Origin of the sequence: Reyranella sp. (assembly GCF_965279465.1) — a bacterium.
Taxonomy (GTDB): domain Bacteria; phylum Pseudomonadota; class Alphaproteobacteria; order Reyranellales; family Reyranellaceae; genus Reyranella.
Genome location: NZ_OZ257242.1, coordinates 7492613 through 7517295, shown reverse-complemented (window position 1 = coordinate 7517295; position 24683 = coordinate 7492613). Strand labels below are relative to the sequence as shown.

Here is a 24683-nt window from a genome sequence, read left to right as displayed (position 1 = left end):
TTTCCTGCACAATTGTATCGGCGATTTCGTTTCGCGTGCGTCGCAGTGGTTCGTCCAACAGAGGAGTCATAAATCTGAAAATATCGAGCGGGAGGCAATCATGGTATTCGCCGCGTCACTCTTCCGAATGGTCGTTGCTGCGATTCTTGTGCCGTTACTGGCGGGCGTTGCGCCGGCAGTCGCTCAGGATATCACCGGCGCAGGATCGACCTTTGTGTATCCGGTCATGGCCAAGTGGTCCGCGGCGTATTCGTCCAGGGGCCAAGGCAAGGTGCTCTACCATCCCATCGGCTCGGGCGCGGGAATCGCGCAGATCAAGTCAGGGGCGTTGGACTTCGCCGCTTCCGACGCGCCCTTGAAGCCAGAGGAGCTTGCTCATGCCGGTCTGGAGCAGTTTCCGTTGGTTATTGGCGGCATTGTGCCGGTCGTGAATATCGCCGGTATCAAGGCGGGCGACCTGAAGCTGACCGGAGGCATCCTGGCCGATATCTACCTTGGCAAGGTACGGAGGTGGAACGACCCGGCGATAGGGACGCTCAATCCCGGCCTCGCTCTGCCGGATGCGGCGATTATGGTCGTCCATCGCCTGGACAGCTCCGGCACCACCTTCAACTGGGCCTACTACCTGTCGAAGGCGAGTGACGAATGGCGCAGCAAGGCTGGTTGGGGCACCAACATTTCATGGGTCGTCGGGGTTGGCGGAAAAGGCAATAGTGGGCTCGCCGCCCTTGTTGCCCAGATTCCCAATTCGATTGGCTACGTCGAATACGCCTATGCGCTGCAGAAAGAGCTGACATATGCCGTGGTGAGGAACAAGGCCGGCAACTTCATCGCGCCGAACGCGGCGAGCTTCCAGGCCGCTGCCATGAGCGCGAACTGGGCTGGTGCGAGGAATTTCCATCTGATGCTGGCAGATGCGCCGGGAGAAAATGCTTATCCCATTGCAGCAACCGTATTCGTGCTGCTGCGCCGGGAGTCCGCGGTGCCGGCTCGCAGGACGGCGGCATTATCCTTCTTGCAATGGGTCCTGCACGACGGGAAAGCGATTGCCAGCGACTTGAACTACGTTCCTCTACCGGCAGCGCTCGTCAGCTGTATCGAGAAAGGCACCTGCGATGGCACCCCTTTGACCAGTGTCAGCTCGTCTCAATGAGCGTCGGGATCGCGACGGTGGCTATAGGAGCGCGGACCGGCGGACGCTGCTGCCTCCTCGCCCGGCCAGCAACACCACGATCAAGGCGGACAGAAACGGATTGGCGACCTGCAGCAGGAGCAGTCCCTCCAGCCCGAGGCGGCCGTCGATGAACGCCATCAGCGAGGTCATGAGGACGAGGTGCAGCGCCACTCCCGCGAACAGGGTGGCCAGGATCGAGCGCACACCGAGGCCATAGCGCGTTACGGCGGTCGCGAAGACGATAAGGCACAGCGGCAGGAAGAGCACCAGCGCGCTCAGCAGGCCGGGATTGTAACGGCCCGACAGGACCGCCGGCCCGGCATGGGCGAACAGGTTGACTGCCGGGATGGCGAAGAAGCTGAGCCCGATCACCGGCCAGCGCGCTGCCAGCAGCGCCGACAGCGGGCCGGCGAGCCACACCGCCGCGATGTTCACTGCCGTGATGAAGGACAGCGGCACCGGGCAGGCGTTGGGATCGGGAAAGCCGACGTAGGCACACAGGAAGCCGCGGAAGGCATAGGCATGGTCCATGGCATCGATGCCATGCTCCTCGAACTGGTGCACGAGATAGACGAAGGTGCCGGCCCATGTCAGCCAGACCATGTCGCCCCAGCGCGTCACGGCACGGTCGCTGCGCAGGACGTTGGTGCACAGCAGAATCAGGAGCAGGCCTGCCGCGCCGATGCCGATCCACGGCCAGACCAAGGCAAATGCAAACATCGGCGGGAAACTAGACCCGTGTCGACGTGCCGTCGACGATTACAGTGTATCAACCGCTTTATGCGCGATGGCGTCGCCCCACTCCTGCAGGAAGTGCCCGCCGTCGGCAATCTCCAGCGGCGGCGGGCAATTCCTGATGTGGGCATGCAAGGACCGCATCACCGAAGGTCCGAGCACCGGATCCTTCATGCCGACCGCCATCAGGCTCCTGCCGGTCCAGGCGTTGCGCCAGAAGTCGCGCGCTTGGCGCGACACGGCCGCGCCCGGAGCGTCCGGCCGGTCGGGCACCAGGTTGGGAAAGGCGCGCACGCCCGCCTTGTAGGAGGCGTCGGGATAAGGCGCGCCGTAGGCCATAGCTTCCTCGTCGCCGATGTGCGGGCAGGCGCGCTTCAGGAGTCGCGCGATATCCATGTCGGGGTTGCGGTTGGAGAAATCGCGCCAGTCGAGGAAGCCCTGGCTCAGCGGCTCGTCTCCGGTGCCCAGGGTGGTGTTCATCACCAGCAGCGCCTCGAACCGGTCGGGCATGGCCATCGGCAGGGTGAGGCCGATCAGCCCGCCCCAATCCTGCACGACCAGAGTGATATTGCGGAGGTCGAGCGTCTCGATGAGGTCGATCAGGCTGCGGCGGTGGAAGTCGAAGCTGTAGGCCTTCTCGTCCACCGGCTTGTCCGAGCGTCCGAAGCCTGCGAAATCGGGCGCGATCACGCGATGCCCCGCCATCGCGAATGTCGGCATCATGCGGCGATAGAGGTAGCTCCAGGTCGGCTGGCCGTGCAGGCAGAGCCAGGTCCGCGCCGCCCGGCGCGGGCCGGTATCGGCATAGTGCAGGCGCAGACCGTCGGTGCGCTGGTGATAGAAGGGCGCATATGCCCAGCCATGCAGGGCCTGGAAACGATCATCGGGAGTGCGCAGGGCCTGAACCAATGGTGTATCCTTCGGCAATGACCGCCCCTGCCAAGCCCGCCGATTCCAAGGACGCGCGTGCCGAGCGGCTGGCCGCGGCTTTGCGCGAAAACCTCAAGCGGCGCAAGGCCCAGGCCCGCTCGCAGGCGAGCGGCAAGGAACAGACCAAGGACAAGGACAAGCCCGGATGAGCAGTGGTTGAGCGGCCCGGTCCGCTCGTCTAGAAGCCTCGAACTCCCCTCGTACAAAGACAAACAAGAATGGCCATTCTTTCCGATCGCTGGATTCGCCGCATGGCGCAGGAGAGGGGCATGATCGAGCCCTTCGTCGATGCCCAGAAGCGCGACGGCATCATCTCGTACGGGCTGTCCTCCTACGGCTACGACGCCCGGGTCGGCACCGACTTCAAGATATTCACCAATGTTAACTCCTCGGTGGTCGATCCGAAGAACTTCGACCAACAGAGCTTCGTCGACCGCAACACCGACGTCTGCATCATCCCGCCGAACTCCTTCGCTCTCGCGCGCACGGTCGAATATTTCCGCATCCCGCGCGACGTGCTGGTGATCTGCGTCGGCAAGTCGACCTACGCGCGCTGCGGCATCATCGTCAACGTGACGCCGCTGGAACCCGAATGGGAGGGACACGTCACGCTCGAGTTCTCGAACACCACCCCGCTGCCGGCGAAGATCTACGCCAACGAAGGCGCGGCGCAGTTCCTGTTCCTGCAGGGCGACGAGCCCTGCGAGGTCTCCTACCGCGACAAGGCCGGAAAGTACCAGGGCCAGCGCGGCGTCACCCTGCCGAAGATCTAGAGGAGCCGACATGGATCGCATCAGGATCAGGGGTGGCCGCCAGCTCAAGGGGGAGATCGTCGTCTCCGGCTCGAAGAACGCCTGCCTGCCGCTGATGGTGGCGGCGATGCTGACCGACAAGCCGCTGACCTTGAAGAACGTGCCCCGGCTCGCCGACATCACGACCATGATCGCGCTGCTGAAGCAGCACGGCGTGGAGATCAGTGCCGCGCCGGGCGAGAACGGCCACAGCCACGGCACGACGCTCACCTTGCGCGCCGACAGGATCACCTCGACCACCGCGCCCTATGACATCGTGCGCAAGATGCGCGCATCTGTGCTGGTGCTGGGGCCGCTGGTGGCGCGCGAGGGCGAGGCCCGGGTGTCGTTGCCCGGCGGCTGCGCGATCGGGGCGCGGCCGGTCGACCTGCATATCGCAGGCCTCAAGGCGATGGGCGCGGAGATCGAGATCGACGGAGGCTACATGGTCGCCCGGGCCCCGAAGGGCCTCAGGGGTGCTCGCTACACTTTCCCGAAGGTGTCGGTCGGCGCGACGGAAAACCTGATGATGGCGGCTGCGCTCGCCAAGGGAACGACCGTGCTCGACAACGCCGCGCGTGAGCCGGAGATCACCGACCTCGCCGAGTGCCTGTCGAAGATGGGCGTGCCCATTCTGGGTATCGGCACGGAGACGCTCATCATCGAAGGTGTCGAGCAGCTCAAGGCGGCCACCCACGCGGTGGTGCCCGACCGGATCGAGACCGGGACCTATGCGATGGCGATTGCCATGACGGCGGGCGACGTCGAGCTCGTTGGTGGTCGGCTCGACCTCCTCGAGGCCGCGGCGCAGAGCTTGCGCGCCGCCGGGGTCGTGCTGGACAAGACCAATCGTGGCTTCCGGGTCCATCGTGCCAACGGCCTGCACGGCGTCGACGTCATGACCGAGCCCTATCCCGGCTTCCCGACCGACCTGCAGGCGCAGATGATGGCGCTGATGACGCGCGCGGAGGGCGCCTCGATGATCACCGAGACGATCTTCGAGAGCCGCTTCATGCATGTTCCGGAGCTGGCCCGCATGGGCGCCAACGTCACCATCCACCACGAATCGGCGCTGGTGCGCGGCGTTTCGCGGCTGCGTGGCGCCGACGTCATGGCCACCGATCTGCGCGCCTCGGTCTCGCTTGCCATCGCCGGTCTCGCCGCGGAAGGCGACACGACCCTGCACCGGGTCTATCACCTCGACCGCGGCTACGAGCGGCTCGAGGAGAAGCTCGCTGCCTGCGGCGCCGACATCGAGCGGCTGAAGGGATGATGCTTACGCGAAGGTCAAAGCCCCGCGACCAGTGACGTAAAGGCCGGCGGCTATCACGAACCAGGCGAAGATGCGGGCCAGCATGTCGCGCCGCCGGGACAGGATGGTATTGAGACGTGTTCCGGCGACGGCTCCGACCGCGCCTCCCGCCACCAGCAGAAGGGCAACCGGCCAGTCGACGAGGCCGGACCACGCATAGCTCGACGCCGAGGCGACGCCGAAGGCGGTGACCGCCACGAGTGAAGCGCTTGCCGCCTCCGCGATCGGCATGCGTGCGGCGAGCATCAGGCCCGGCACGATGAGGAAGCCGCCGCCGATGCCGAAGATGCCGGACAGCAGGCCGACGCCGGCCCCCAAGCCGGCGAGCCGTGGCAGGAGCTGCGGCATGGTCTGCCAGGTCAGCCAGGGAGACGGGTGGTCCACCTGGGTCCTGGGCCGAAGCATCATGACACCGACCACGATCATCAACAGGCCGAATCCCGCGAGGAGCTTCTGGCCGTCGATCGCCTTGCCGATGGCTGCGCCCGCGAACGCGCCGGTGATGCCGGCGGCGCTGAAGACGATGGCGCAGGGCCAGCGGATCTTGCTGCGTCGAGCGTGCAGGCCGAGGCTCGTCGCGGCGTTTACCGCCACGGCGAAGGCTGCCGTACCGATGGCGGCATGTGGCGAGGCCATACCTACGGCGTAGATCAGCAGGGGCACGGCCAGGATCGATCCGCCGCCGCCGATCACCCCCAGGACAAGCCCGATCACGCCGCCCGATCCGAGGGCCAGCCCCGCAGGCAGTGCGGTAAGCATCATGCCACCGGGTTCGAGAGCGGGCGGCGGTTCCATGGCATCAGGCCAAGCAGCTTGGCCATGCCGCACCAGCCGCTCGCTCCGGCGAACACCAGGCCTGCGCCAACGAAGGCAGAGAGACCGAGGAAAGCTGGCGCCACCCATGCCCCGAGCACGACGCCCACGAGCACCAGGCTACCGGCGGTGATCTGGACCTGGCGCATGATCTCGATCGGCTGGCTGCTGTCGGCCTCGACCGGCAGCCCCGCCTTCTTCCAGGCGTCGAGGCCGCCTTCGAGAATGTACGCTTGGCAATCGGCGGCTGCGGCGAGACGCGGCGCGTTTGCCGAGGTGCGGGCGCCCGACCGGCAATGGAACACCATCGCCTTGGCGCCAAAGGGCAGCGAGCCAAGCCGTGACAAGGGCACATTGCGCGCACCGGATACGTGCTCGCGCGCATGTTCGTCGGCCTCGCGGATGTCGACCAGGATCGCGCCCCGGTCGATCAGGCGTTTGGCGGCGGGGGCATCTATCGTTTGCAGAGACATGAGTCTTCCTTTCAGCGGCAGTAGAGGCGGTGCAGGGTGCCGAGCAGGTCTTCGACCCGGGGATCGGCGATGCGGTACCAGAGCGTCTGCGCGTCGCGGCGGAAGGCGACCAGGCCTTCCTCCCGCATGCGCGCCAGATGCTGCGACAGGGCGGACTGCGACAGCTCCACATCGTCGGCGAGCTGTCCCACCGTGGCTTCGCCGCATTCGACCAGCCGGCACAGGATCAGTAGTCGGCGGTCGTTGGCGATGGCGCGCAACAGGTCGGCAACCTGGCCGGCCTTGGCCTTGAGGTCGCGCGATGCGTTACGGGCGGAGTTGGTCCTGGTCTTCACCGGTTCAATATATATTAGATATTGCTAAATTAGCAAGACCTTATATATATGTCGAGCCACCATGGAGTTCGCGATGTCCGTCAAACCCGTCATCGACGCCTTTTTCGACGAGGCTACCTTCACCATCACCTATCTGGTGAGCGACCCGGCACAGCGCAGGGCCGCCATCATCGACCCGGTGCTCGACTACGATCATCGCTCGGGCAAGGCGACGACGGTGTCGGCCGATCGTGTGCTGGCGAAAGCCGCGGAGCGTGGTGTCCGCGTCGATTGGGTCCTCGAGACCCACGCCCACGCCGATCACCTCACGGGCGCGCCGCATCTCAAGGCGAGGACGGGCGCGCAGGTCGCGATCGGCGAGCACATCAAGGACGTACAGAAGATTTTCAAACCGCTTTTCAATGCCGCCGACGTGAGCGGGGAAGGTCGCGAGTTCGACCGCCTGCTGAAGGACGGCGAGGTTCTGCCCCTGGGTGACCTCGCGATCGAGGTGATGCATCTCCCGGGTCACACGCCGGCCGATGTCGCCTACCGAATCGGCGATGCCGTATTCGTCGGCGACACGATTTTCATGCCCGACTACGGGACCGCACGCGCCGATTTTCCGGGCGGCGATGCTGCCACGCTCTACCGGTCGATCCGGCGCCTTCTGTCGCTGCCGCCTGAAACCCGCCTCTTCATGTGCCACGACTACAAGGCGCCGGGACGCGACCGCTATGCGTGGGAGACGACGGTAGCCGAGGAACGGGCAAGGAATGTCCATGTCCGCGACGGTGTGGCGGAGCAGGCTTTCGTCGAGATGCGACGCGCGCGCGACACCACGCTGGCCGCGCCGGTCCTCCTCCTGCCGTCGGTGCAGGTCAATATTCGGGCCGGGCGCCTGCCGCCGGCCGACACCAACGGCACGAGCTATCTTCGCATTCCGGTGCGACTGGCAGGCTAACGCTCGGGCGAGATGAACGATGTCGAAGCGCTACGGGACTGAAGTCAGTCGACTCGCGCTCGATAGAACCGCGAGGGATGCCAGATCGGCCTGCATGGGCTGGCGTCGTCAGCGTCGATCGGGGTGCGGTCGATTTGGGCCGAGGGTGGCACTTCCCACTCCCTGATTTCAGGGACGAGCGGGCGCGGACGCAATCGCCACGGACTCGCCGTCGCGCAGATCGACGGCCGGATTGAGGATGACCTGTTCGCCGGCCTTCACGCCGTCGCGCACCTCGAGCTCGGTCCCCAAGTCACGTGCGACCGTGATCTTGCGGAGTCGCGCCACGCCGCCCTTGGCGACGGCGACCTGCAGGCCGTTCTGGTTGAAAATGATCGCACCGGCAGGCACCAGCAACGTTGGTGTAGAACGCGGCACCTGGAGCTCGACCATGCAGTAGGTGCCGGGCTGCAGCACGCCGTCAGGATTGGCGATATCGATCTCGGTCAGCAGCGTGCGAGAGCCGGGCTGGAGCGCGTCGGCGATGCGGGTGACCGTGCCGGAGAATATTCGGTCTGGCAGTTCGGGTACGCTGATGGTGGCCTTGATGCCCGGTTTCACCCCGGGCGCTGCATCCTGCGGCACGTAGATCTGGGTGCGGATCACATTGCTCTGCAGGACCGTGAACATGAAAGTGCTGTTTACCGCATCGGCCTGAACCAGGCTGCCAATATCGATGTTGCGCTGGGTCACGACGCCGTCGAACGGCGCGACAACCCGCTGGTAAGCCTTCTGCTGGCGCAGCACGTCGAGCTGCGATTGCTGGGCCACGACGTTGGCCCGCGCCACCTCGACCGCCGCCTCGTTGGCCTTGAGCGTCTGGACATCGATCGAGCCCTGCTGCAGAGGCAACCAGCCGTCCTTGACCAGCGGATGGTCGCGGTGCCACGTCACCTGAGCGAGATCGCGATTGGCGTCGGCCTGCTGCACGGCGGCCCTGAGCTGGCCGAGCGTCGCCTCGGCCTGCGCGATCTGGTGATCGAGCTCGGGGGCGACGATGGTGGCGAGCAGGTCGCCTGCTTTCACTTTGTCGCCGATATCTACCTTTCGCGTGTCGACGTAGCCGCTTGCCCGGGCGAAGACGTTGGCGGCGGCAAAGGCCGTCGTGTTGGCGGGCAGCCGTACCGGCCTCTCGCCGCTGGCCGCCCGGACCGCGGCGACGCGCACCGTCGGCACGAAGTTGCGGCGATGCTCGGCGGCGGCGCGCAGATCGGCGATCCGTTCCTGCTGGCGCCATGCGCCGAGGCCGATCGCGACCGTGAGCAGGGCGAGCGCGCTGGCTGCCAGCAGCAGGCCGTGCCGCGCGCCGTGCGAGCCGGTCGGCTCGACTGCCCGGGTGAGATCGATTTCGCTCGTATCGGTCATGTCACTTGCTCCTCGAAGACGCCGCCTTTGGTGACCTTGCCGTCGCGCAGCCAGGCGAACAGGCAGGGGACGATCAGCAGGGTGGTAGGCGTGGCGAACAGCAGCCCGCCGATCACGGCGCGGGCGAGGGCGGCGTTCTGCTCTTCGCCGGCGCCGCCGATCGCCATCGGGATCATGCCCACGATCATCGCCGCGGCCGTCATCAGCACCGGCCGGATGCGGGTGTGGCCGGCAGCGACGGCGGCGTCGCGCGCGCCGAGGCCCGCCTGCCGCTGCTCGCGGGCGAAGGTGACCAGCAGGATGGAGTTGGCCGAGGCGACACCGACCGCCATGATCGCGCCCATCAGCGACGGCACGCTGAGGGTGGTGCCGGTCGCGAACAGCATGGTGACGATGCCGACCAGCGTCGCCGGCAGGGCGAGCAGCACCACCAGCGGGTCGCCGAAGTTCTGGTAGTTCACCACCATCAGGAGATAGACCAGCACTGCGGCGAACAGCAGGCCGATGCCGAGATCGACGAAGGCGCTGTCCATGCTCTGGATCTGGCCCACGATCTGGATCGTGTTGCCGGGCGCGAGCTGCTTCCCGAGGTCGGCCACCACGGCGCGGATATCGTCGGCGACGCGGCCGAGGTCGCGGCCCTGGACGCCCGCATAGACCTCGTAGACCGGTTGGATGTTCGCCTGGTTGGCGTTGGTCGGCACGCTCTGGCGCTTGAACGAGGCGACGTTGCTCAACAGGCCCGGCACCGGCACGCCATTGGCTCCGGCGTCCGTGGCGAGCGTGGAGGAAACCGGCGTGTTGCCCAGGTCGTTGAGCGACGCAACCTGCGCCTCGGGTGTCTGGACCGCGATGTAGTAGGGAATGCCGGAGGTCGGGTCGGTCCAGAAGTTGGGCGTCACCTGCTCCGAGGAGCTCAGGCTCACGTTGATGTTGTTGGCGATGGTGCTGGCGCTGAGGCCGAGCTGGGCGGCGCGCGTGCGGTCGATCGTGGCGTAGAACGACGGCGCGTCGACCTCCTGCTGGAGATGAGCGTCGACGATGCCGGGGATGCGCGCCAGGCGGCGCTGCAGCTCGCGGGCGACGCGGAGGTTGTTGGCCCGGTCGTAGCCGACTGTACGGACGTCGATCTGCGCCGGCAGGCCGAAGTTCAGGATCTGGGTCACGATGTCGGCGGGCTGGAAGTAGAAGGTCGCCTCCGGGAAGGCGCGATGCAGCTCACGGCGCAGCGTGCGGACATAGTCTTCGGTCGGCGCGTGTCCTTCCTTCAGCGCGACCTGGATCACGCCGTCATTGACGCCGATGGTCGAGCCGTCGGTGAAGGCAAGATTGTAGGTGCGTGCCGGTAGGCCGATGTTGTCGACGATCAGGTCGAGGTCGCGCGCCGGGATGGTTTCCCGGATCTTGTCCTCGACCTGCTGGAACAGCCTCTCGGTCGCCTCGATGCGCATGCCGGCCGGGCCGCGGACGTGGAGCTGCAGGCGGCCGCCATCAATGTGGGGGAAGAAGTCGCGGCCGACGATGGTGAAAAGCGCGCCGCCGGAACCCAGCACCAGGAAAGCCACGGCGATGACCGGCACGCGCCGCTCGATCAGCGTTTCGAGGAGGCCGACGTAGCCCCGGCGCATGCGCTCGAAGCCGGCATCGAAGCCTGCCTGAAGGCGGCCGAACAGGCGGCCGATCGCGGTGGTCGCTCCGTGCGTCTCGTTCCTGAGCAGCAGGCCGATGGTGATCGGCGTCAGCGTGCGCGACAGGCCGTAGGAGGCGAGCATCGCGAACACCACCGCCAGGCCGAGCGGCGTGAAGAGATACTTGGCCGGCCCGTCGAGGAACACGACCGAGGTGAACACGCAGCTGATGGCCAGCGTGGAGACCAGGGTCGGGACGGCGATGCCGGCCGCGCCGTGCAGTGTTGCCGCCGGCAGGGGCATGCGCTCTTCGGTCAGCAGGCGATGGGTGTTCTCGATCGTGACCGTGGAATCGTCGACCAGGATGCCGATCGCGAGGGCGAGACCGCCCAGGGTCAGGGTGTTGATCGTCTCGCCGAGGAAGTAGAGCGCGACCAGCGAGCTCAGGATGGCGAGGGGAATCGAAATCATCACCACCACGGTCGAGCGCCAGGAGCCGAGGAACAGCAGGATCATCGCCGCGGTCAGGGCGGCGGCGATCGCGCCCTCGCGCAGAACGCCGGTCAGGGCATCGCGCACGAATACGGACTGGTCGAACAGCTCGTGGATCTCCATGCCGGCCGGCGCCGACTGGCGGATGGTCTGCAGGGCCGCCTTGACCTTGTTCACGACCTCGAGTGTCGAGGCATTGCCGTTCTTGATGATGCTGAGCAGCACCGAATGCTTGCCGTCGCGGCGCACGACGTTCTGCTGCACCAGCCAGCCGTCATGCACCTGACCGACATCCTTGATGAACACCGTGGCGCCGTTCACCACCTTGATCGGGATGTCGTTCAGGTCGTCGATCGTCGCCGGCGTGGCGTTGGTGCGCACGACGTACTGGGTGTCGCCGATTTTGGCCGTGCCCGACGGCAGGGTGAGGTTCTGGGTGTTGATCGCGTTCACCACATCGAGCGGTGTCAGGCCGCGCGACACCAGCTTGGCGGGATCGATGTCGACCATGATCTGCCGGTACTTGCCGCCCATCGGCGTGGGCAGGGTCACACCCGGGATCGGCGCAAGCGCCTGGCGCACACGATAGATGCCGTAGTCGTAGAGCTGCTGCTCGTCGAGCGTGTCGGAGCTCAGGCTGATCTGCAGCACGGGTACGCTCGAAGCATTGAATTGCACCACCACGGGAGGCTGGATGCCCGGCGGCAACAATGCGCGGATCGAATTGGTGGCTGCGACGATCTGTGCGATTGCGAGGTCGAGATTGACGTCCTGCTGGAAGTAAATCTTCTGCACCGAGATGCCCATCAGGCTCTGCGCCTCGATATTGCGGATGCCGTTTACGTTGGTGCTTATGGCGTACTGGCTGTAGGTCGTGATCCGCTGCTCAACTTCCGGCGTGCTGAGGCCGGTGTAGCTCCAGATCACCGTGACCACCGGGATGCGGATCTCCGGGAAAATGTCGGTTCGCATCGACCAGGCGGCGATCCCGCCCAGGAACAGAATCAACGTCGCGGCGACGTAGAAGGTATGCGGGAAGCGCAGGGCGAAGCGGACAATGCCCATGGACGGGCTCCCTCGGGGTTCGAATTGGAGCCCGAGTAAGCGCTCCGTTACTGGTGCTTCCCATCCATACATGGGAAGAGCGGACCCTATACGTTGGTATGGAAGACGACTCGCGCTGCCTCGCGTACCCCCGCTACGATATGATTCCTGCGGAGTTGCCTTACGATGTCGTTTCACGCCTTGACGCCAGCGCGGCGCGCCATCGCCTCGCCCCTTTTCGCGGTCCTGGTTGCGATCACGATCTTCACGGTCGATACGGTCACGTCCCTCGATATCGCGGTCGCCGTGCTCTATGTCGCGGTGGTGCTGCTGGCGCTCGACTTCACGGGGTACGAGGGGATTCTCACCGTAGCCGCAGGTTGCATGCTGCTGACGGTGCTGAGCTTCGTCATTTCGCACGGCGCCGATCCCGAACCTGGGCCGATCCTGCGCGGCTTCGTCAGCCTGGCCGCCATCACGATCACAGCGCTTCTCGCGGCACGCAACCAGCGGGCCGTGGCGGCGCTGCGCGAGCAGGCGAGCCTGCTTGACCTCACGCATGACACGATCTTCGTGCGCGACCGCAACGACGTGATTACCTACTGGAACCGCGCCGCAGCCGAACTCTATGGCTGGCGCCGGGAGGAGACGGTTGGCCGCCGCGCCGCGCAGCTCCTCGACACGGTGTTCCCCGCGCCGCAGGCGGCGATCATGGATGAGCTCGAGCGCACCGGCCGCTGGGAGGGCGAGCTGATCCATACGACCCGCAATGGGGGGCGTGTCACCGTGGCCAGTCGCTGGGCGCTGCAGCGCGATGCACGCGGCCGCCCGGTCTCGATTCTCGAGACCAACAACGACGTCACCGCCCAGCGCGCCGTCGAGGACAAGCTGCACCGTTCCCGCATGGAGCTGGCGCATGTCTCGCGCATCGCCACCCTGGGCGAGCTCACGGCCTCGATCGCGCATGAGGTCAACCAGCCGCTGGCCGCCGTCGTGGCCAACGGCGAGGCGGGCCTGCGCTGGCTCGACCGGCCCGTCCCGGACCTCAATCGGACGAGGACGACCGTCGAAGCGATGATCCGCAATGCGCGCCGCGCCAGCGATGTCATCGTCCGGCTACGCGCCCTGGCTCGCAAGGCCGAGACGGTCCAGGCCCCGCTTTCGGTCGCGGAGCTGGTCGAGCAGACCACGCTGCTGGTCGAGCGGGAACTCCGTGTTCACGAGGTGCAGCTTTCGACGACGGTGCCGGCCGATCTTCCACCGGTGCCGGGCGATCGTGTGCAACTGCAGCAAGTCCTGATCAATCTGCTGATCAACGCCGTCCAGGCACTCGATTCGGTCGCCGCCGATCGACGCGTCCTGTCGGTCGGCGCTGAGCGCGCGGTCGACGAGGCGTGCGGCGATGTGGTTGTCGTACTGGTTGACGATAGCGGACCCGGCATTCCGGACGACGTGCTGCCGCATCTGTTCGATGCCTTCTTCACGACAAAGCGCGAGGGAATGGGCATGGGGCTGTCGATCTGCCGGTCGATCGTCGAGGCGCATGGCGGCCGCATCTCGGCCGAAAACCGTTCGGAAGGAGGGGCGTCTTTCCGCCTCGCGTTGCCGATCGCGCCGGCAGGTGCCACATGACGCGCCGCCCCGGGCCTGCCGGCTCGGCTGTGTCCACGCCGGTGGTCTTCATCGTCGACGACGACGAGGAGCTGCGGCTCTCTCTCGACAACCTGTTCCGCTCGGTCGACCTCGAATGCCGCCTGTTCGGTTCGGCGCCCGAGTTCCTGAAGGCCGTGACGGCCGACGCACCGGGCTGCCTGGTGCTCGATATCCGTCTGCCGGGCGTGAGCGGGCTGGAATTCCAGGCCCAGCTCGCGCGCGCCGGTGCGAACCTGCCGATCGTCTTCATGACGGGGCACGGCGATGTCCCGATGTCGGTCCGCGCGATGAAGGCCGGCGCGGTCGACTTCCTCACCAAGCCGTTTCGCGACCAGGACATGCTCGATGCGGTTTCGGCTGCGATCGAGATGGATCGCCGCCGGCGCGAAGCCGACGGCGCGGGGCGCGAGCTACGCAAGCGCTACGAGAGCCTGTCGCCGCGCGAGCGCGAGGTCATGACGCTGGTTACGCGGGGCCTCATGAACAAGCAGGTCGCCGGCGAGCTCGGCCTCAGCGAGATCACGGTGAAGCTCTATCGCGGCCAGGCGATGCGCAAGATGAACGCAGCCTCGCTGGCCGATCTCGTGCGCATGGCCGAGCAGCTCGGTCTCCACAAGGAGGGTCCGTAGCGTCGTCGCTCTGGCGTAACAAACCTCTGTATAGCTGTCGGTGCCGGATCGACTCGGGCAGATTGGCCGCGTTCGAGCCTCTGCGCTCGCCTGCTCTTTTCTTGCCGAGATCATGCCTGAGCCCGCCGTCATTTCCTCGCGCTCGAAAGCGCCGATCGTCGCCGTCATCGACGACGACGAGTCCGTGCGCGAGGCGCTGGGCAATCTCCTGATGTCGATGGGCCTCGAGGTCGAGGCTTTCGGTACCGCCGAGGATTTTCTCGCCTCGCCGCGCTGCAAATCGGTCGCCTGCCTGATCAGCGATGTTCAATTGCCCGGCATGAGCGGACTGGAACTCCAGCGCCAAATCGTTGAGGGCGGCAACGCGCCGCCGATCATCCTGATCACGGCCTTTGCGCGGGACCATGTCCGCCGCCAGGCGGAGCAGCAGGGCGCGGTGGCCTTGCTTGTCAAACCGTTCGACGGCAGCCGCATGGTCGATTGCATCCACCGCGCCCTGCAGGACTGAAGGCACCCGACGCCGGTGTCCGGCACTAGACCTTCGTATGGATGGCCGGCGGTCGCGACAACACCATCTCTCCGGTGAGGCAAACGAGTCGAGGAGCAGTCACCATGCGTTCGATCTGGCTTCTTGCCTGCGCAACGTCACTCGCGGCAGTTCTGGCACCTGTTCAAGCCGGCGCGACGCCGGTCGACCTCAACATCGGGTCGCCGGGCGGCACGCTCACCTTCGGCATCGGCGACTCGGCGCTGTTTCGGATCACGGGCGGCTTCGACCGCTGGCATGGCACGGCGCATGTCGATGAGGATCATCCCGAACGCAGCACCGTCGATGTGACAGTCGATGCGGCGAGCGTCTCGATGGCCGACAGGCAGGAGGCGGCGACGGTGCGCGGGCCGGATTTCTTCAACGCCTCGGCCTTTCCGGCGCTTGCCTTCCACTCCGACCACATGATTCGGACCAGTGAAACCAGCTGGCAGGTCGACGGCGAAATGACCCTGCGCGGCATCACCCGGCCGATGACCTTCGAGGTGACCGTGCGCGATCGCAATACCGGCGCCGCGCCCGGTGCGCGCTATGCGCGGCTCGAAGCGCACGGCACGCTGCAGCGCTCCCAGTTCGGCATGGACAGGTATATCGATCTGCTGGGCGATCCAGTGAAGATCACGATCGACTCGGACGCCTGGCGGTGACCGCCACGTTCCGACCTTCCGTAGCTAGCTATTGCTCAAGGCTGCTCCATGCCTGTATCCATCCCACGGCATGGAGAAACTGAAGCTATCGGCGCTGGACGCGGGCGACCTCGAGGTCATCTCGGCGGCGGTCCAGGACTCGCTCGTGGCGGTGCGCGATTGCGCCCACTTCGCGCGTGAGAAGCGCTTTGTTCTGCTCTTGAACCGCTTCTGCTGGGAAGCCTACGCCACGGTTGAAACGGCCTACTGGCGGACCCATTCCGCCCTGGTTTTCAACCAGGTGAATGCGGTCCACCATCACAATATCCCGCTGGAGAGGCCGGATCGCGTGCTCGATCTGCTGTCGGTGGGGCTGGAAAACGGCAGTTCGGTGGTCCTGCGCTTCGCGGCCAATCGCACCATACGGCTGGAAATCGATCGGCTTGCATGCCATTTGGGTGACGTCGGGGAGCCTTGGCCTACCCCGTGGAAGCCCGCCCATCCGGTTGCCTAGTTCTACTGTATTGTCATCACGGTAGAATGGGCCAGCCGCCGGACCCCGGGGCGGGCGTTCGTGTTGCTGGAGCAATTGTCGTGCAAAGCGAAGCCAACGAGAAGCTGATCCTGGCGGTGCCCAAGGGTCGAATCCTCAAGGAGGCAGCGCCGCTTCTGGCGGCCGCCGATATCGCGCCGGAGAAGGCGTTCGCCGATCCCGACTCCCGCCAGCTCCGCTTCGCGACCAACCACCCCGACCTCGACATCATCCGCGTCCGCTCGTTCGACGTCGCGACCTTCGTGGCGTTCGGCGCCGCCCATCTCGGCATCGCCGGCTCCGACGTGCTGATGGAGTTCGACTATCCGGAAATCTACGCGCCGATCGATCTCGGCATCGGCAAGTGCCGGCTGGCTGTCGCCGAGCCGGTCGAGATGGCGGGCAGCGACGATCCCAGGCGCTGGAGCCATGTGCGCATTGCGACCAAGTATCCCGAGGTGACGCGCCGCCACTTCGCGGCGCGTGGTGTACAGGCCGAGTGCGTCAAGCTGTCGGGCGCAATGGAGCTGGCGCCTTCGCTCGGCCTCAGCCATCGCATCGTCGACCTGGTCGACAGCGGCCGTACCCTGCGCGAGAACGGGCTGGTCGAGATCGAGCACATCGCCGACGTCACTTCGCGCTTCATCGTCAACCGCGCCGCGCTCAAGACGCGGCCGCAGAGGGTCGGCTACTGGGTCGATCGCTTCCGCGAGGTGCGTCGTGCCGCTTAGGCTCGACGCCGCGGCGCCGGGCTTCGACAAGGACTTCGCCTCCTTCCTGGCGCGCAACCGCGACACTGACGAGAATGTCGACAGGATCGTTGCAGATATCATCGCCGATGTGCGCGCGCGCGGTGACGCGGCGGTGGTCGATTACACGCGCAAGTTCGACCGGGTCGACACCGACGCAGCCGGCCTGCGCATCTCCGACGGCGACCGTCGTGCCGCCGCCCTCCAGGTGCCGGCGGCGCAGCGCGAGGCGCTGGAATTCGCGGCCAAGCGGATCGAGACCTTCCATCGCGAGCTGCTGCCGGCCGATGTCGAGTTCGTCGACTACACCGGCACGCGGCTCGGAGCGCGCTATCGGCCGCTCGACTCGGTCGGCGTCTACGTGCCCGGCGGCACCGCGGCCTACCCGTCGTCGGTGCTGATGAACATCGTGCCGGCCAAGGTGGCGGGCGTGAAGCGTATTGTCATGGTCGTGCCGACGCCGGACAGCGTGCTCAATCCACTGGTGATGCTGGCGGCCGAGATCGCCGGCGCCGACGAGGTCTGGCGTATCGGTGGTGCCCAGGCCGTGGCGGCGCTCGCCTACGGCACCGAATCGATGACGCCGGTCGACAAGATCACCGGCCCGGGCAACGCCTATGTCGCCGCCGCCAAGCGGCGGGTCTTCGGCAAGGTCGGTATCGATCTGATCGCCGGTCCGTCGGAGATCCTCGTCGTCGCCGACCGGTTCAACGATCCGGCCTGGATCGCGGCCGACCTGCTGTCGCAGGCTGAGCACGACGCTTCCTCGCAGTCGGTGCTGGTCGCCGACGATGTGGCTTTCGCCGATGCCGTCGCCGGCGCGGTGGATGCGCAACTGAAGGCGATGCCGCGCGCCGGGATCGCCGGCGCGAGCTGGCGCGACAATGGCTGCATCATCCTGGTACCGAACATCGCAGCCAGCGCGCCGATCGTGGACGCCATCGCGGCCGAGCATGTCGAGCTCGCGATGGAGCCGGAGGCGGCGGATGCGCTCAGCCACAAGATCGCCCATGCCGGAGCGATCTTCATCGGCCGCCATACGCCCGAGGCGATCGGCGACTATGTCGCCGGCACCAACCATGTGCTGCCGACATCGCGCGCGGCCCGCTTCTCGGGCGGCCTCGGTGTCGCCGACTTCCTGAAGCGCACCTCGATCGTCGCCTGCACACCCGAGTCGCTCGCCGCGCTGGCTCCCGCGGCGTTGGCATTGGCCGAGGCCGAAGGCCTCGACGCCCACGGCCGTTCGGTCTCGATCCGGCTGAACCGCCGCGGTTGACGATGCCCACGTCCCCTTCCACGGCGCGGCGCATCGTCGACATCTCGCTCGATGAGCAGTCGGTGGCGCGGCGCTCGCCTGAGGTCGAGCACGAGCGCGCGGTCGCCCTGTTCGATCTCCTCGAGGAGAACGACTTCGTCCTCGTCGACGGCGAGCCCGGACCCTACAAGCTGCATGTCGGCGTGTACGAGCAGCGGCTCGTGTTCGGCGTGCACGCCGCCGACGACCGCAAGTTGCGCGACATCATCCTGTCGCTGACGCCCTTCCGGAAGGTGGTGAAGGACTACTTCCTGATCTGCGAGAGCTACTACACCGCGATCAAGAAGCTCGGTCCGTCGCAGATCGAGGCGCTCGACATGGGACGGCGAGGACTCCACAACGAGGGCTCCGAGCTGTTGCGCGAGCGGCTGGCCGGCAAGATCGAGCTCGATCTCGACACGGCGCGGCGCCTGTTCACCCTGATCTGCGCGCTGCACATCACGGCATGAGCGCCTTGCCGCCCAGCGTGCTGTTCGCCTGCAGCCACAACGCCATCCGCTCGCCGATGGCCGAGGGGCTCGCCAAGCGGCTCTACGGCAATACGGCCTACATGGATTCGGTCGGAGTCCATGCTGGCGAGCTCGACAGCTTTGCCGCTGCAGCACTCGATGAGCTCGGCGTCGATCTTCATGCCCATCGCGGCAAGTCGTTCGACGACGTGGACCCGACGTCCTTCGACCTGATCGTGACGCTTTCGCCGGAAGCGCATCACAGCGCCCTTGAATTCACCCGCAGCGCTGCGACCGACGTTGAATACTGGCCGATCCCCGATCCCAGCGCCGTGGAGGGCTCGCGCGAGGCGCGTCTCGACGCCTACCGCCGCACCCGCGACATGATCCTGGCGCGGCTCAAGGCCCGCTTTGGAACGCCGGGTGGGCCGACTCTGTAGCCGGCGGCAGCAGGCCGCAATCGACCAGCAGCCACAGGAAGCCGATCACCGGGATGAACAGCAGCAGCGCCCAGAAGCCAGACTTGCCGCGGTCGTGGCAACGCTTGATGACGATGGCGCATTGCACCCAGATCAGGGGTGCGGCGAGGACCAGGGCGAAGGTCACGCCTTCGAACACGCTGTAGGGAAACCATCGCGCCAGCAGCGGGTCGACATGTTGGCCATAAAGCCAGAACAGGATCAGGACCGGAACCTGGACGACCCAGAACACGCGACGGCCGATGCAGCCCTCGAAGCCGAAAAGCAGCTCCCGCATTGCCGGTGAGTCTCCCCTTCATTGTTGAGCGGAAGGGTGCCCGAGCGCACGTCGGTCGTCGAGGGCGTCATTTGGAGCGCTCCAATGAAGGAACGTGACCGGAGCGTGATGGCCGAGCTCAAATCAGAGTCCCTCCCCCGTCATCGGGGGAGGTGGCGCCGTCATACGGCGCCGGAGGGGGAAGGCAACAGAGATGGTGCATTACGCCCCCTCCGTCGCGGATTACCGCGCCACCTCCCTCGCAAGCGGCGGAGGGAAGCTGAACACATCACGTTAATCTACCGCTGCTTGGCGGCCGCGTACCAGGCGCTGCGCTGGGCGGTGCGCCGCGCCGTCGGCAGGTTGATGATGTCGATGAAGACCGTCGCCGGCCCGTCGGCCTGGCCGAGGTCGCCTTCGATCACGACGACGTCGAAGGTGAGCTTCTCGCCCTCGAGCTTGGGCGCCTTCAGCACGACGACGATGTCGGCGACGCTGGCGTTGGCCTTGTTCAGCACCGAGACCGTGGCGTTGGGCGGATCCTTGGCAAAGCTGTCGGGCGCGCCGTCACCCCATTCGGCGAGCAGGTGGGCGGTGAGCGCGTGGCCGGCGGCGCGGATCGGCCGGTCGGCGAAGACGATGGCGTTGGGCGACACGCCGTCGAGCGTCAGCGTGCGGCCGGAGAGCTTCGCCCCATTGGCGTTGAGCACGATCATCGACGGCACGATCTGCGGCCGCTGCGGCGTGCCGATGGTCTTGGCCGACGATTGGCTGGAGGTTTGGGCGGCTGCGACGCCCGACAGCACGAGCAGCGCCCCGAGGACGAGGATGAGAAAGCGCATGGGATGACTCAGTAGCAGGGCAGCAGCGGTGGCGCACCGCAGGCGGGACGATCGGCAGCGCCCGGAGGCGCGTTGGGCCCGAAGTTGGTGCGCGGATAGGACCGGTAGGTCGGGGCGTCCGGCGCCGGATTGGACCAGCCCGAGAAAGTGCTGGTGTCGCTCGCGCTGCCGATCGCGGGATCGGTGCCGCCGGTGGTCTGGCTCTGCCCGAGATAGTTGAAGCCCCCCGAACCGACGCCGAACCAGATCGTGTCGATGAATACCGAGGCCGGCCCGTCGGCATTGCCGAGGCTTCCCTCCAGCACCGCCACGTCGAAGGTGAGCTTGTCGCCCGCGACCTTGGGCGACCGCAGCACCACGACCGCGTCGGTCACCTTGGAACCGTCCTTGGCGAAGGCCGAGACCGTGGCGTTGGGCGGGTCCTTGGCGAAGCTGCCGGTCGCCCAGAGATCGACCAGCTCGGCGGTTTGCATGTGCCCGGCGCCGCGCACCGGACGGCTCGTGAACAGGATGGCCGACGGCGCCACTCCTTCGAGGGTGAGCGCGGCGCCGGCCAGTTGCGCGCCGCGCGCGTTCAGGACGATCAGCGCCTCCGACCGCTTGCGGGCAGACGGCACGCCGATCGTCTTCTGCGCCGGCGCGGTGATGGCATTGGGCGCGGGTGGGATCGGTGGCGGCGTCTGGGCCAACGACAGGGCGGGCGTGAGAAAGCACGCGAGAGCGGCGATGAGGCGGGGGGCTGACATGCGCGGAGTTTAGGCTGCCAGGGGGACGGTCGGGAAGGGGAAGACGTTGACTAACCCCCTGCCGAAGCCCATTTTCCGGCCGCTTCGCCCCTATTTCACTCTTTGTCGGAGGCCGGATGGCCAAGGAAGATCTGATCGAGTTCAACGGCGTGGTCGCCGAGCTGCTGCCCAACGCGATGTTCCGCGTGAAGCTCGACAACGACCACACGATCCTCGCCCATACGTCGGGCAAGATGCGCAAGAATCGTATCCGCGTGCTGGCAGGCGACCGCGTCACCGTCGAGATGACGCCCTACGACCTGACCAAGGGCCGCATCACCTTCCGCTTCAAGTAGGCATTGCTCGTCCTGGCTTCCGCCTCGCCGCGCCGGCTGGACCTGCTGCGGCAGATCGGCCTCGAGCCTGCCGCGATCGACCCCGCCGACACCGACGAGACACCGGCTGCCGCCGAGGCGCCGCGCGCCTACGCATTGCGCATGGCGATGGCCAAGCTTGCTGTCGTGGCGCCGCGGCATCCCGGCGCGACGGTGCTCGCGGCTGACAGCGTGGTCGCGCTCGGGCGGCGCATCCTGCTCAAGGCCGAGACCGAAGCCGAGGCCCGGCGCTGTCTCGCCTTGCTGTCGGGGCGCCGCCACAGGGTGCTGGGCGGCGTCGCCGTTCGCTCGGCGGCGGGCAAGGTGAGCACGCGGCTGGTCGAGACGGTCGTGCGCTTCAAGCGCCTCGAGCCGTCGGAGGTCGAGAGCTACATCCGAAGCGGCGAATGGCAGGGCAAGGCGGGCGGCTATGCCATCCAGGGCCGCGCCGCTGCCTTCGTTCCATTCCTGTCCGGCTCCTACAGCAATGTGGTCGGGTTGCCGCTGTTCGAGACGGCGGCCATGCTGCGGGCGGCATCGCCGTGAGCCGGCCCGACCGGCTGATCGTCCACGTGCTGCCGCAGGCCTTCCTGATGGCGCTGACGGCGGGCGGCCGTCTGGCCGAGCTGCAGATCGCGCGGCGCGATCGGCCCTCGCCGGTCGACGGCGTGTTCCTTGGCCGGCTCGAACGGGTGATGCCCGACCTCGACGCGGCGTTCGTCGACATCGGCACGGGCCGCTCTGGCTTCCTGCGCAGCGAGGACCGCGCCGGGATCGATGGCTGGCCGCCGGCCGGCGCGCCGGTGCTGGTGCAGGTGCGCAACGAGGGCGAGGGAGACAAGGGCCCCCGCCTGTCGATGGATGTCGCGGTGTCGGGCCGCTATCTTGTCTATCGCCCGCTGGGGGCGGGCGTGAGCTTCTCGCGGCGCATCGATGGCGAGTCCGAACGCGAGCGGCTGGCGCGCCACGTCGCCGCAATGCTCGACGGCGGAGTCGTGCTGCGCACCGCGGCCGCCGGTGTGTCGGCGGACGTGCTGCGTGCCGATGCCAGCCAGGTGATGGAGCACTGGGAGCAGCTCCGCCGGCACGCGCTCGACGCGCCGCCGCCGGCCGATCTCTCGTCCCGCATTCCCGGCGCACGCGATCCGATCGAGCGGATGCTGCGCGATCACGGGGCGGGACTGGAGGAAGTGATCCTCGACGATCGCACGATGGCGCGCACCCTGCAGGACGAGATGGACCGCCGCGAGGAGAAGATCCGCGTCCGCTGGCACAATGGCGCGATGCCGGTCTTCGACATCGACGATGTCGCCGGCCAGATCGACACCGCGCTCGCGCCGCGCATTGCCCTGGCGAGCGGCGTCGAGGTGCTGTTCGAGCCGGGCGAGACGCTGTGCGCGGTCGACGTCGACAGCGCGGCGGCCGGCGGTCGCCAAGGCCGCGCACCGCGCCGCCCGGTCGAGGTCAACCTCGAGGCCGCACCGGCGATCGCCCAGCAGCTGCGGCTGCGCAACATCGCGGGTGCAGTGGTGATCGACTTCGTCACCATGCGCAGCAGCTACGACCGCGACAAGGTGCAGGCCGCGCTGGCGGAAGTGCTGCGCGAGGACCCGGTGCCGACGCAGGTTTACGGCTTCACCCGGCTCGGCCACTTCGAGCTGACTCGCGCCCGGCGGGGCACGACGCTCGCGGGGCAATTCGAGGCTCTCGAGGATCGCGGAAGCGCGTAAGCAACGGGTCGCCCTTGTCGTGGCTTCGGCAGGAGACCGATGGGCGCAGTCCGCGCTACGGCGGCCGATCCGGTTGACGACGAGGGGTGGGCTGCACGATTCTCGATGGACCATGGGACCGACTGACCGCTCCGCGCCGCCGTTGCGCGCCGTGCGCCTCCGGGCGCGATGTCCAGGGTGCGGCAAGCCTGCCGAGCAGAAATATCGGCCCTTTTGCAGCAAGCGTTGCGCCGACGTCGACCTCGGGCGCTGGCTGAAGGAGGGCTACCGGGTCCCGACCGACGAAACGCCCGACGACGGCGGCGGGCAGCCCTAGACCAGCTGGACAGGGAGGTCGACGCGTCCTATACAGCCCGCCGCCAAACACGTGGCGCGCCCAGGTAGCTCAGTTGGTAGAGCATGCGACTGAAAATCGCAGTGTCGGTGGTTCGACTCCGCCCCTGGGCACCATTTGCCATAGCTTAAGCGGGTGTGGATTTTAGGCCCGTCGGTACCGCCGCCGAGCGACCCTTCCGAAAGATTCTTTCCAAGCCCCGTCGCAGCTTTGCCAGAATCTTGGTCTGTCCTCGTTCTCTCGAACGGACGCTCGCCGCACATCGGCTGGCGCGTAGACACACGAGTGCGAGTAGATGCCAGACCAGTTTGTTTACTTCGACACCAAGAAGAGGGGCGTGGTCTACGACAGCAGCGTTGGCGCGAGCGCCAGATCGCAATGCATCTACAGAATGCGATGCGATGACGAAAACGTGGTGATGCTCGTCTACACCCAAGGCGGAGCCGGTCCGAGAAAGATTGCGACTCTGGTGTCGGGCGAGTCGGTAGACATCCTGGCCACCAACATCTGGGTTGTGGCCGATCCTTCCAATGTCAATATGCCCGCGCCCTTCAAGTGCTTCTACGAATTCGTCGCGTATATCGGCGAAGTTTGACGCTGCCTTCGCCCCTTGGAGGGCATGCACTCGCCCCCTGCTTGCGGCCTCGACCGGTTGACCTCATGGATTCGGCCCGGGTGACGCTTCTGGGGTGGGGGGCAAAAGGCGGTCAATAGCGCCAATCCAGATGTCGCAGGCATCATCGAACGACATCTCATGGTACTCGCGCATCAGCGCCCAGCTCTCGAAATCCGTCAGGGCCTCGAGAGTAACCAGGAGCTTGTGTCGTTCTGCTGCCGGCAAGGTGCCCAACTCGGGCCGATACATTGCCTCGAGTCGCAGGCCGATCATCTTGCGCGCGACGGTGACCTTGTTTCGCAAGCCGGGGGAACTGCTTTGGCCGGCGAGCAGCAAACGCCACAAGCGAAGCGCGCGTTCGCACGTACCGGCGCGGGTGCGTACCTGTGCCGTGATGCGCGTCTGACGGTCGGCATCGGCGCTGGCGAGTGGTGCCAGGGCGATGGCCTGGTTCATGGCGTACTCAGCCGCCGTACCGTGCAATTCGTCCACCGACACGAACCGTTCGTGGATCGAGCGGGCGGCACAGCCGGCTCGACTGGCGATTTCGCCGACGCGGGGGTTCGGGTTTCCCTCCTGCAGGAGTTCCAGGAAAGCCTCGATGATGCGCTGCTTGGTACGCGCGCTTCGCAAACGTCGGCGGTCGAGCTGTGGCGCGAATCCGTCAGAAGAGTCCTGTTTGGGAGTAGGGAGCCTGCTCATTCGCACTCTGTCGATTCTTCCCCGGACGGTCCGCTCTTCGCCCGGCTGCCC

The 24683-nt window shown here is 66.7% G+C and carries 30 protein-coding genes and 1 tRNA gene; 20 read left to right on the top strand and 11 right to left on the bottom strand.

The window, feature by feature from the left end; translation table 11 throughout:
• The first annotated feature begins 100 nt into the window (after positions 1-100).
• Entirely contained in the window at positions 101-1153 is a 1053-nt protein-coding gene (gene pstS, locus ACQY8M_RS36710; RefSeq protein ID WP_428667218.1) for a phosphate ABC transporter substrate-binding protein PstS, read from the top strand.
• Between the two features lie 21 nt (positions 1154-1174).
• Here the strand turns inward: pstS and ACQY8M_RS36705 are convergent, their stop codons facing one another.
• A complete protein-coding gene (locus ACQY8M_RS36705) occupies positions 1175-1894 on the bottom strand; it encodes an HXXEE domain-containing protein (protein WP_428667216.1) in 720 nt (239 codons plus the stop codon).
• A gap of 39 nt (positions 1895-1933) precedes the next feature.
• Positions 1934-2818, bottom strand: a complete 885-nt coding sequence (locus ACQY8M_RS36700) for a haloalkane dehalogenase (RefSeq protein WP_428667214.1) — start codon at positions 2816-2818, stop codon at positions 1934-1936.
• Between the two features lie 17 nt (positions 2819-2835).
• Between ACQY8M_RS36700 and ACQY8M_RS36695 the strand changes: the two genes are divergently transcribed.
• The 3 genes from ACQY8M_RS36695 to murA all read left to right on the top strand — a co-directional run bounded on the left by ACQY8M_RS36695 (position 2836) and on the right by murA (position 4903).
• Positions 2836-2988, top strand: a complete 153-nt coding sequence (locus ACQY8M_RS36695; protein WP_428667212.1) for a hypothetical protein — start codon at positions 2836-2838, stop codon at positions 2986-2988.
• A 120-nt stretch (positions 2989-3108) separates the two neighbouring features.
• Complete coding sequence (gene dcd, locus ACQY8M_RS36690) at positions 3109-3612, top strand: dCTP deaminase (protein WP_428667210.1); 504 nt, start codon at positions 3109-3111, stop codon at positions 3610-3612.
• 10 nt (positions 3613-3622) lie between these two features.
• The gene (gene murA / locus ACQY8M_RS36685) at positions 3623-4903 is read left to right on the top strand and encodes a UDP-N-acetylglucosamine 1-carboxyvinyltransferase (RefSeq protein ID WP_428667208.1); all 1281 of its coding nucleotides are present in this window, start codon (positions 3623-3625) and stop codon (positions 4901-4903) included.
• 3 nt (positions 4904-4906) lie between these two features.
• On the opposite strand, the gene ACQY8M_RS36680 is transcribed toward murA, so the two are convergent.
• Genes ACQY8M_RS36680 through ACQY8M_RS36670 form a run of 3 tightly spaced genes read right to left on the bottom strand, consistent with a single transcriptional unit; the run spans position 4907 to position 6563 of the window.
• The gene (locus ACQY8M_RS36680; RefSeq protein WP_428667206.1) at positions 4907-5704 is read right to left on the bottom strand and encodes a sulfite exporter TauE/SafE family protein; all 798 of its coding nucleotides are present in this window, start codon (positions 5702-5704) and stop codon (positions 4907-4909) included.
• Positions 5701-6228, bottom strand: coding sequence for a rhodanese family protein (locus tag ACQY8M_RS36675; protein ID WP_428667204.1), 528 nt, complete (start codon positions 6226-6228; stop codon positions 5701-5703). The genes ACQY8M_RS36680 and ACQY8M_RS36675 overlap by 4 nt, the downstream gene beginning before the upstream one ends.
• Before the next feature lie 11 nt (positions 6229-6239).
• On the bottom strand, positions 6240-6563 hold the full coding sequence (locus tag ACQY8M_RS36670) for an ArsR/SmtB family transcription factor (RefSeq protein ID WP_428667202.1): 324 nt from the start codon (positions 6561-6563) through the stop codon (positions 6240-6242).
• A 73-nt stretch (positions 6564-6636) separates the two neighbouring features.
• On the opposite strand from ACQY8M_RS36670, the gene ACQY8M_RS36665 reads away from it, so the two are divergent.
• A complete protein-coding gene (locus tag ACQY8M_RS36665) occupies positions 6637-7506 on the top strand; it encodes an MBL fold metallo-hydrolase (protein ID WP_428667200.1) in 870 nt (289 codons plus the stop codon).
• Positions 7507-7674: 168 nt separating this feature from the next.
• Here the strand turns inward: ACQY8M_RS36665 and ACQY8M_RS36660 are convergent, their stop codons facing one another.
• Positions 7675-8910 (bottom strand): efflux RND transporter periplasmic adaptor subunit, encoded by a 1236-nt coding sequence (locus tag ACQY8M_RS36660; protein WP_428667198.1) that lies wholly within the window; start codon positions 8908-8910, stop codon positions 7675-7677.
• Positions 8907-12095, bottom strand: a complete 3189-nt coding sequence (locus tag ACQY8M_RS36655; RefSeq protein ID WP_428667196.1) for an efflux RND transporter permease subunit — start codon at positions 12093-12095, stop codon at positions 8907-8909. Before ACQY8M_RS36655 ends, ACQY8M_RS36660 begins: the two co-directional genes overlap by 4 nt.
• A 165-nt stretch (positions 12096-12260) precedes the next feature.
• On the opposite strand from ACQY8M_RS36655, the gene ACQY8M_RS36650 reads away from it, so the two are divergent.
• From ACQY8M_RS36650 to ACQY8M_RS36610, 9 genes are all read left to right on the top strand, one after another.
• A complete protein-coding gene (locus ACQY8M_RS36650) occupies positions 12261-13706 on the top strand; it encodes a sensor histidine kinase (protein ID WP_428667194.1) in 1446 nt (481 codons plus the stop codon).
• Complete coding sequence (locus tag ACQY8M_RS36645; protein ID WP_428667192.1) at positions 13703-14356, top strand: response regulator transcription factor; 654 nt, start codon at positions 13703-13705, stop codon at positions 14354-14356. The genes ACQY8M_RS36650 and ACQY8M_RS36645 overlap by 4 nt, the downstream gene beginning before the upstream one ends.
• A gap of 112 nt (positions 14357-14468) precedes the next feature.
• Entirely contained in the window at positions 14469-14864 is a 396-nt protein-coding gene (locus ACQY8M_RS36640; RefSeq protein WP_428667190.1) for a response regulator transcription factor, read from the top strand.
• 104 nt (positions 14865-14968) lie between these two features.
• On the top strand, positions 14969-15550 hold the full coding sequence (locus ACQY8M_RS36635; RefSeq protein WP_428667188.1) for a YceI family protein: 582 nt from the start codon (positions 14969-14971) through the stop codon (positions 15548-15550).
• Positions 15551-15620: 70 nt separating this feature from the next.
• Positions 15621-16043: a DUF2948 family protein gene (locus ACQY8M_RS36630; RefSeq protein WP_428667186.1), complete on the top strand. Its 423-nt coding sequence runs from the start codon at positions 15621-15623 to the stop codon at positions 16041-16043.
• Between the two features lie 80 nt (positions 16044-16123).
• On the top strand, positions 16124-16792 hold the full coding sequence (gene hisG / locus ACQY8M_RS36625; protein WP_428667184.1) for an ATP phosphoribosyltransferase: 669 nt from the start codon (positions 16124-16126) through the stop codon (positions 16790-16792).
• Positions 16782-18086: a histidinol dehydrogenase gene (gene hisD / locus ACQY8M_RS36620; protein ID WP_428667182.1), complete on the top strand. Its 1305-nt coding sequence runs from the start codon at positions 16782-16784 to the stop codon at positions 18084-18086. The genes hisG and hisD overlap by 11 nt, the downstream gene beginning before the upstream one ends.
• 2 nt (positions 18087-18088) lie before the next feature.
• Positions 18089-18574, top strand: coding sequence for a UPF0262 family protein (locus ACQY8M_RS36615; RefSeq protein ID WP_428667180.1), 486 nt, complete (start codon positions 18089-18091; stop codon positions 18572-18574).
• Positions 18571-19014, top strand: a complete 444-nt coding sequence (locus tag ACQY8M_RS36610; RefSeq protein WP_428667178.1) for a low molecular weight phosphatase family protein — start codon at positions 18571-18573, stop codon at positions 19012-19014. Before ACQY8M_RS36615 ends, ACQY8M_RS36610 begins: the two co-directional genes overlap by 4 nt.
• Here ACQY8M_RS36610 and ACQY8M_RS36605 read toward each other — a convergent pair.
• From ACQY8M_RS36605 to ACQY8M_RS36595, 3 genes are all read right to left on the bottom strand, one after another.
• Complete coding sequence (locus ACQY8M_RS36605) at positions 18974-19330, bottom strand: DUF805 domain-containing protein (RefSeq protein ID WP_428667176.1); 357 nt, start codon at positions 19328-19330, stop codon at positions 18974-18976. The two genes, ACQY8M_RS36610 and ACQY8M_RS36605, sit on opposite strands and share 41 nt — an antisense overlap.
• A 278-nt stretch (positions 19331-19608) precedes the next feature.
• Positions 19609-20151 (bottom strand): hypothetical protein, encoded by a 543-nt coding sequence (locus ACQY8M_RS36600; protein ID WP_428667174.1) that lies wholly within the window; start codon positions 20149-20151, stop codon positions 19609-19611.
• Between the two features lie 8 nt (positions 20152-20159).
• Complete coding sequence (locus ACQY8M_RS36595; RefSeq protein ID WP_428667172.1) at positions 20160-20897, bottom strand: hypothetical protein; 738 nt, start codon at positions 20895-20897, stop codon at positions 20160-20162.
• Between the two features lie 116 nt (positions 20898-21013).
• Here ACQY8M_RS36595 and infA point away from each other — a divergent pair, with 116 nt between their 5' ends.
• The 6 genes from infA to ACQY8M_RS36565 all read left to right on the top strand — a co-directional run bounded on the left by infA (position 21014) and on the right by ACQY8M_RS36565 (position 23909).
• Positions 21014-21232 (top strand): translation initiation factor IF-1, encoded by a 219-nt coding sequence (gene infA, locus ACQY8M_RS36590; protein ID WP_296385517.1) that lies wholly within the window; start codon positions 21014-21016, stop codon positions 21230-21232.
• A gap of 3 nt (positions 21233-21235) precedes the next feature.
• Complete coding sequence (locus ACQY8M_RS36585; protein ID WP_428667169.1) at positions 21236-21796, top strand: Maf family protein; 561 nt, start codon at positions 21236-21238, stop codon at positions 21794-21796.
• On the top strand, positions 21793-22980 hold the full coding sequence (locus tag ACQY8M_RS36580; RefSeq protein ID WP_428667167.1) for a ribonuclease E/G: 1188 nt from the start codon (positions 21793-21795) through the stop codon (positions 22978-22980). The genes ACQY8M_RS36585 and ACQY8M_RS36580 overlap by 4 nt, the downstream gene beginning before the upstream one ends.
• Before the next feature lie 112 nt (positions 22981-23092).
• The gene (locus ACQY8M_RS36575) at positions 23093-23296 is read left to right on the top strand and encodes a DNA gyrase inhibitor YacG (RefSeq protein WP_428667165.1); all 204 of its coding nucleotides are present in this window, start codon (positions 23093-23095) and stop codon (positions 23294-23296) included.
• A gap of 58 nt (positions 23297-23354) precedes the next feature.
• Positions 23355-23430, top strand: a tRNA-Phe gene (locus ACQY8M_RS36570).
• 179 nt (positions 23431-23609) lie between these two features.
• Entirely contained in the window at positions 23610-23909 is a 300-nt protein-coding gene (locus tag ACQY8M_RS36565) for a hypothetical protein (RefSeq protein ID WP_428667163.1), read from the top strand.
• A gap of 63 nt (positions 23910-23972) precedes the next feature.
• Here the strand turns inward: ACQY8M_RS36565 and ACQY8M_RS36560 are convergent, their stop codons facing one another.
• Positions 23973-24632, bottom strand: a complete 660-nt coding sequence (locus ACQY8M_RS36560) for a TetR/AcrR family transcriptional regulator (RefSeq protein ID WP_428667161.1) — start codon at positions 24630-24632, stop codon at positions 23973-23975.
• Positions 24633-24683: the final 51 nt, after the last annotated feature.